General features: G+C 58.3%; 7 protein-coding genes and 1 pseudogene. 7 read left to right on the top strand and 1 reads right to left on the bottom strand.

What is annotated here, in order from left to right; all coding sequences use genetic code 11:
* Window positions 1-8 precede the first annotated feature (8 nt).
* From ccoP to nusG, 7 genes are all read left to right on the top strand, one after another.
* Window positions 9-872 carry a cytochrome-c oxidase, cbb3-type subunit III gene (ccoP, locus tag AC2FNU_RS22960; RefSeq protein WP_496793135.1) on the top strand — a complete coding sequence of 288 codons (864 nt, stop codon included), beginning with the start codon at window positions 9-11 and terminating at the stop codon, window positions 870-872.
* A 419-nt stretch (window positions 873-1,291) separates the two neighbouring features.
* Window positions 1,292-2,719 carry a cytochrome c oxidase accessory protein CcoG gene (ccoG, locus tag AC2FNU_RS22955; protein ID WP_496793134.1) on the top strand — a complete coding sequence of 476 codons (1,428 nt, stop codon included), beginning with the start codon at window positions 1,292-1,294 and terminating at the stop codon, window positions 2,717-2,719.
* A gap of 2 nt (window positions 2,720-2,721) precedes the next feature.
* Window positions 2,722-3,180, top strand: coding sequence for a FixH family protein (locus AC2FNU_RS22950; RefSeq protein WP_171095992.1), 459 nt, complete (start codon window positions 2,722-2,724; stop codon window positions 3,178-3,180).
* A 3-nt stretch (window positions 3,181-3,183) separates the two neighbouring features.
* A complete protein-coding gene (locus tag AC2FNU_RS22945; protein WP_496793130.1) occupies window positions 3,184-5,361 on the top strand; it encodes a heavy metal translocating P-type ATPase in 2,178 nt (725 codons plus the stop codon).
* Window positions 5,362-5,365: 4 nt separating this feature from the next.
* The gene (gene ccoS, locus AC2FNU_RS22940) at window positions 5,366-5,524 is read left to right on the top strand and encodes a cbb3-type cytochrome oxidase assembly protein CcoS (protein WP_496793127.1); all 159 of its coding nucleotides are present in this window, start codon (window positions 5,366-5,368) and stop codon (window positions 5,522-5,524) included.
* A gap of 91 nt (window positions 5,525-5,615) precedes the next feature.
* Window positions 5,616-5,813 carry a preprotein translocase subunit SecE gene (gene secE, locus AC2FNU_RS22935; protein WP_050605011.1) on the top strand — a complete coding sequence of 66 codons (198 nt, stop codon included), beginning with the start codon at window positions 5,616-5,618 and terminating at the stop codon, window positions 5,811-5,813.
* A gap of 188 nt (window positions 5,814-6,001) precedes the next feature.
* On the top strand, window positions 6,002-6,535 hold the full coding sequence (gene nusG, locus AC2FNU_RS22930) for a transcription termination/antitermination protein NusG (protein ID WP_171096042.1): 534 nt from the start codon (window positions 6,002-6,004) through the stop codon (window positions 6,533-6,535).
* A gap of 84 nt (window positions 6,536-6,619) precedes the next feature.
* Here nusG and AC2FNU_RS22925 read toward each other — a convergent pair.
* Window positions 6,620-7,302 (bottom strand): annotated as a pseudogene (locus AC2FNU_RS22925) (peptidoglycan-binding domain-containing protein); the annotation flags it as partial.

Raw genomic sequence — 7,302 nt, 5'->3', positions numbered from 1 at the left:
GCGCGGCAATGAGCAAGACACCTGAAAAACAGCCGGGTGATCCAAACACAACCGGCCATTCCTGGGATGGGATCGAGGAATTCGACAACCCGATGCCGCGCTGGTGGCTGTGGACCTTCTATGCGACCATTTTCTGGGGTCTGATCTATACGATCATGTATCCGGCATGGCCGCTGGTTCAATCTGCAACAGCAGGGGTTCTGGGATGGTCCTCGCGTGAGCTGGTTCAGCAGGAGCTGGTTTCGTTCGAAGAGGCAAACGCCCCTTGGAATGCCAAGCTGGTTGAGACACCGCTGGAAGACATCTCGAAGGACCCCGAACTGCAGCAATACGCTGTAAACTCTGGCGGTGCCGTGTTCCGCACGTGGTGCGCACAGTGCCACGGTTCCGGTGCTCAGGGCGCGCCCGGCTTCCCCAACCTGTTGGACGACGCCTGGCTGTGGGGCGGTACGCTTGAAGATATCGAGTACACCGTTGCCTATGGCATCCGGAACGAAGAAAGCGACGATGCGCGCTATTCTGAAATGCCGGCCTTTGGTGAGATTCTCGAAAGTGAAGAGATCACCCAGGTTGTCCAATATGTCATGTCTCTGACCAATGCGCAGACGGACGATGCGGCGGCGCAAGCAGGCAAGGTTGTCTTTGAGGACAACTGTGCTGCCTGCCACGGCGAAAACGGCCAGGGCGACGTCTTCCAGGGCGCGCCGAACCTGACCGACGCAATCTGGCTCTATGGTGGCAGCGAAGAGGCCCTGACCGAAACAGTCACATACAGCCGCTTTGGCGTAATGCCCCCATGGGAAAACCGCCTGACCGACGCGCAGATCCGCGCCGTGACGGCCTATGTCCACCAGTTGGGTGGTGGTCAGTAAACTATAAGGAACACCTTCGGGCAGTTCGCTGCCCGAAGGCTGTGGCACCGGCTGTTCCATCTGTTCGCGCGTTTCCTGAACAGCCGGTGCCCACTTTTATCACATTCTGCCTGTTGAGTTGAGCTGTCTGCAGTGATGCGGGCGGCTTTGATGCGTCCGGGCAGGCACAGCCTTGGGCTGCGACAATTGGTCGGTATGTGATCAAAGGTTGACCCGCGACACGGCGCGTTTCGCCAAAAACACAGTTTTTCTGCTAAATTAAGTGAAAAAGCGGGCAAAACACCTTTGCTCCGACACTCTCAGGGTCGGTTGATTTGCAAAAGATGTGTGTTCGATGCGCGTTTTGACCCATGTCAAAGTTCGCTTGCCCGTGATCTGGAACAAGTCGCCTTCAGAAGACCCATTTGTGGAGCCAGCCAGTGAGCGATTCCGATCCCGCCCCCAGCCTTTACGCCCCCAGAGAACCGATCTTTCCAAGACGTGTCTCAGGGCCGTTTCGGAACCTGAAATGGATCATCCTGATCGTGACATTGGGCATCTACTATGTGACGCCCTGGATCCGGTGGGATCGCGGACCAAGCCTGCCGGATCAAGCAGTATTGCTGGATTTGGCGAACCGTCGGTTCTATTTCTTCTGGATCGAAATCTGGCCCCACGAATTTTACTTTGTCGCCGGTCTGCTCATCATGGCCGGTCTGGGCCTGTTCCTGTTCACTTCGGCCCTAGGGCGTGTCTGGTGTGGTTATGCCTGCCCGCAAACGGTTTGGACCGACTTGTTCATTCTGGTTGAACGTTGGATCGAAGGGGATCGAAACGCCCGTCTGCGCCTGCACCGGCAAGAAAAGCTCGATCTTCGCAAGGTCCGGCTGCGGGCCACGAAATGGACCGTCTGGTTCCTGATCGGTCTGGCAACCGGCGGGGCCTGGGTCTTCTATTTTGCAGATGCCCCGACGCTTTTGGTGGATCTGGTCACAGGCAACGCGCATCCGGTGGCATATACGACGATGCTGATCCTGACCGGCACCACGTTCTTCTTTGGCGGTTTCGCCCGCGAACAGATCTGTATCTACGCCTGCCCCTGGCCACGCATTCAGGCGGCGATGATGGACGAAGATACGCTTGTTGTCGGCTACCGTGAGTGGCGCGGCGAACCACGGGGAAAAGGCAAGCGGACCGCGGATTCCGAGTTGGGGGATTGCATCGACTGCATGGCCTGCGTGAACGTCTGCCCGGTTGGGATCGACATTCGCGATGGTCAGCAGCTGGAATGCATCACCTGCGCCCTGTGTATTGATGCCTGCGATGACATGATGGCCAAGATCGGTAAGCCGCGCGGGCTGATTGATTATATGGCCCTCAGCGATGAAACGCGCGAGCGGTCAGGGCAGCCGCCGAAAAGTGTATGGACGCATATATTCCGCGCCCGCACGATCCTATACACGGCCCTGTGGTCGCTGGTTGGTTTTGCGTTGCTGTTCGCTTTGTTCATCCGCTCGGATATTGACCTGACAGTTGCACCGGTTCGCAACCCGACATTTGTGACCCTGTCCGATGGCACAATTCGCAACACCTATGACGTGCGTCTGCGTAACAAACATGGCGAAGATCGTTTGTTCACTCTGTCTTTGGCAGGCGATCCGGCTATGCGTCTGGAAATCGAAGGCACAAACCTGCACACTGTGAATGTTCCGGCAGATACGGCACAATTGACCCGAGTGTATATCATCTCGTCCCGCGACTCGGGCCCAGCCGGAGCGGATACAACGCCGGTCCGCATCTGGGTTGAAGACCTGAGCAGCGGTGAGCGGGCCTATAAGGACACCACGTTTAACGGACGGGGGAACTGATCATGGCAGAACGGAAATTCACCGGAAAACACGCTTTGGCGGTATTCATCGGCGCTTTTGGCGTGATCATCACCGTGAACCTTGTGCTGGCCTACAGCGCGGTCAAAACCTTCCCGGGGCTTGAGGTCAAAAACTCGTACGTGGCCAGTCAGGAGTTTAATGAACGTCTGAAAGAGCAACAGGCTCTGGGGTGGACCGTTCGGGCCGAAACCAAGGGCGGGTTGCTGATCCTGCACATCACTGACGAAAGCGGTGCGCCGGTTCAGGTCAGCGAGTTACAGGCCGTTGTGGGCCGCGCGACCCATGTGCGCGAGGATTTCGTACCGGATTTCACCTTTGATGGCACGGCTTACGCCACGCCCGCCACGTTGGGCGAGGGTAATTGGAACATTCGTCTGGTGGCACGGGACAGTGATGGCGCCGAGTTTTCGCAGCGGGTTCCGCTGTATGTGAAGGGATAAGCGATGACCGCGCAGCTTTCTTCCGGCACCGCAGCCTGCCCGGGCTGCCTTGCGGCACCGGTGGAACCCGCCCAGCCGATTCTGGAGGAAGTGCAGATTGCACTGTCATTGCCAGGTATTCACTGCTCGGCCTGTATTGCAACGGTTGAGCGGGAATTGAACGCGCATCCCGGCGTCGAAGATGCACGGGTGAACCTGACCCTGAAACGCGCGATGATCAAAGCAGCGCCTGAAACGCGTGCTGTCGATCTGATCCCTGTACTTGAGAAAGCCGGTTTTGAAGCGCATGAGCTCGATCCGGGCGCCTTGTCGGCCACACAGACGGACAAGGCAGGGCGCGACTTGCTGATGCGCCTGGCTGTTGCCGGGTTTGCTTCCATGAACGTTATGCTGTTGTCGGTTTCGGTCTGGTCCGGGGCCACTGACGCCACGCGGGACATGTTCCACTGGATTTCTGCCGCGATTGCTCTGCCTGCCATCGCGTTTTCAGCCCAGCCCTTCTTTGCCAATGCCTGGAGCGCCTTGCGGGTGCGCCGTCTGAACATGGATGTGCCCATTGTGCTGGCGATCTTGCTGGCGTTGGTCACATCGCTTTGGGAAACCGCGCTGAGCGGCGAGCACGCCTATTTCGATGCGGCTCTGACCCTGACCTTCTTCCTTTTGGCGGGTCGCTATCTGGATTACCGCACCCGTGCCGCAGCCCGATCCGCCGCCGAAGAACTAACCGCGCTTGAGGTGCCGCGCGCAATCCGTTTGGTGGATGGCGTGGAACAAGAAATCGCAGTTGCTGATCTGAAGGTGGGCGATTTGATCCTTGTGCGCCCCGGTGGTCGTATGCCTGTGGATGGTGAGATCGTGTCGGGCCAGTCCGAACTCGACCGCTCGCTACTGACCGGAGAAACGGTGCCTGTTTTTGCCGAAATCGGCCAGTTGGTCAGTGCGGGCGAGGTCAACCTGACTGGTCCTTTGACATTGCGCGCAACAGCAGTGGGCGAGGATACGTCGCTGCACCGTATGGCGGATCTGGTGGCCATCGCCGAATCCGGTCGTTCGCGCTATACGTCGTTGGCTGACAAAGCGGCCAAGCTTTATGCGCCGGGTGTACACATCCTATCAGCGCTCAGCTTTGTGGGATGGTACATTTACTCGGGCGATATCCGCACAGCGCTGAACATTGCGGCGGCGGTTCTGATTATCACCTGCCCCTGTGCCCTGGGTCTGGCTGTTCCAGCGGTGACAACCGCCGCGTCGGGACGGTTGTTCCGCAAAGGCATGTTGATCAAACACGCAACCGCGCTGGAGCGGCTGTCTGAAGCTGACACAGTGGTGTTCGACAAAACCGGTACTCTGACCTCGGGTGCGCCGGAACTGGTCAATTTGGGGGATCATTCCCGCGCGAAGGTCGAAGTTTCCTTGGCGCTGGCCGAGGCGTCGGCACACCCATTGTCTGTGGCATTGGCGAAAGCCGCGCGTGAGGCCGGTATCAAACCTGCCAACGTGCGGGGTGTTGTTGAAGTTCCCGGTTACGGCACCGAAGGTGAATACCGTGGTCAACGCGTGCGTTTGGGCCGGGCCGCTTGGGTCGGGGCAGAGCAGGGGAGTGAAACCTCAGCTTGGCTGGCGATTGGCGATCATGCGCCTTCGGCCTTCCGGTTCTCGGACGCGTTGCGCCCGGGTGCGGCCGAGGCCGTGGACACTTTGCGTTCCGCTGGTAAGCATGTGGTCCTGATGTCCGGCGACTCGCAGGGGGCTGTGCGCGCGTTGGCTGAAAAGCTGGGGATCACAGATTGGATTGCCGAAGCATTGCCGCAGGACAAGGCGCAGCGCATACAGAACCTCAGCGATCAGGGTCATCACGTCCTGATGGTGGGCGACGGGCTGAACGACACGGCGGCCTTGGCGGCGGCGCATGTTTCGATCTCACCGGCATCGGCGCTGGATGCTGCACGGGTGGCGTCGGACATTGTGTTGTTGGGCAATGACCTGAGCCCCATCGCGGATGCGTGCGACACGGCGGTCAAAGCGACAAAACGCATCCGCGAAAACTTCCGCATCGCGACCGTCTACAACGTGATTGCCGTTCCTTTGGCGGTGATCGGACTTGCAACTCCATTGATCGCGGCTTTGGCAATGTCGACCTCGTCGATCACCGTGTCACTCAATGCTCTTCGGCTGAGGTAACCAGATGGAAGTTCTTACCTATCTGATCCCGATTTCCCTGCTGCTGGGCGGCGTTGGTCTGGTCGCCTTTATCTACACTGTTCGTTCGAACCAATACGAAGACCCCGAAGGCGATGCGCGCCGGATCCTCAGCGATGAGTGGGACGACAAACCCAAACCCTGACCGCATTGGGCAGAGTTGATCCAACTGCCCTTGAAATTGCCGCAATGCCCGGTTATGTCCGGGCCATCCGCTAGCAGAGAGAACACGCCAAATGGCCACCACCAACCCGATTCAGTTCATTCAGCAAGTCCGTGCCGAAGTGTCCAAGGTCGTCTGGCCGACCCGGCGTGAGGTGCTGTTGACCACGGTTATGGTTTTCATCATGGCGGCGCTTACGGCTGTATTCTTTGCGTTGGTCGATCTGGGCATCCGGGGTGGTCTTCAGCTGATCCTGGGCGCGTTCAGCTAAGCGCCGAAACGCTGTAGCCCCCTTGCACTGCAGGCAATGTCAGAGTAGTTGACGCAGGACTATTCGGAATGGGCGTGTGGCGATTCGGGCTGCGCGCCGCTTTTTATTCCGGATGATGTGATAAGATTTCAATGACGGGCGTATCCGGTAAATCCGATACCCCGAAGACAGACAAGGACGACAGGTTCATGGCGAAACGGTGGTACTCGGTCAGCGTTCTTTCGAATTTCGAAAAGAAGATCGCAGAACAGATCCGCACGTCGGTGGTTGAGCAGGGCCTTGAGGACGATATCGACGAAGTGCTGGTGCCCACCGAAGAGGTGATCGAAGTGCGCCGGGGCAAGAAGGTCACCACCGAGCGCCGCTTTATGCCCGGCTACGTGCTGGTGCATATGGAAATGTCGGATCAGGGCTATCACCTGATCAACTCGATCAACCGCGTCACCGGTTTCCTTGGCCCGCAGGGTCGCCCGATGCCGATGCGCGATGCCGAGGTGAACCAGATTCTTAACCGCGTTCAGGAAGGCGAAGAAGCGCCGAAACTGATGATCACCTTCGAAGTGGGCGAGAAGGTCAAGGTCAACGACGGCCCGTTCGAGGATTTCGACGGCATGGTCGAAGGCGTGGACGACGAGGCGCAGAAGCTGAAGGTTTCGGTTTCTATCTTTGGTCGCGAGACACCGGTCGAGTTGGACTTCACGCAGGTTACTAAGCAGAGCTAATTGCTCAGATCGAATTTGTAACGCCGCGACGCAAAGAGCGCCACGGCGTTTTTTTAGCAGCTGAATTTGTTCAGTGACCCGTTTTTATTGCGCCTGAACCATAGCCGCGCGCAACAGTTGCGGACGGTCGGACTGGGACGGTAGGAAGACGGCCTCTGATCCAGTGTCCAGCGCGGTAAGGCTCGCATCATACCACTGCATCGCAAGATCGCGGCGTTCCTGAACGCCGAAGCCCTCGCGCAGGTGGTGGCCGATCAGCTCGCCGTAAGCGGGTTCACCCATCGCGACCAGCATCAGCGCAGAACCGATCGCGGCATCCATGTTGTCCTGACGGTATCCAATGGCCAGACAGACTTTGCTGGTTGCTGCCAGATCTGCTGGGCTGAGTCCCGAGTCCAACGCAAGCTTGCGCATCTGGGTTTCCGCGTCTGTTTTAGAGCTGAGAGACAGCGCAACAACCTGAGGTGCCAACATGTCGCCGTAAGAGGCGCACTGAGCAGCCACCTGATCCGGTGTCAGTCCCTGAATGTCCTTCATAAGATCTTCACCACGCCCCATTGCATAGCTGCGGGCGAGACAGAACTGTTCGCTGAGCGCAAAATTAGGGTCAGACATGTTTGACAGAGTTGTGTATCCGCCATTGGTCGATGTCTGAAGCATAACCGCACTGCATCGATTGGCGAGCGAAGGACCTCCGGTGCCGCCGGAAAACAGGCTCGGCAAGCTGGCCGAAGTTGTTTCAGTCGCGCCTGTCTGGGGTTCGGCTG

This window comes from Ruegeria sp. BHSB064 (genome assembly GCF_059613205.1).
The sequence above is the reverse complement of the archived record's forward strand: the minus strand, read 5'-3'. Positions and strand labels throughout refer to the sequence as shown.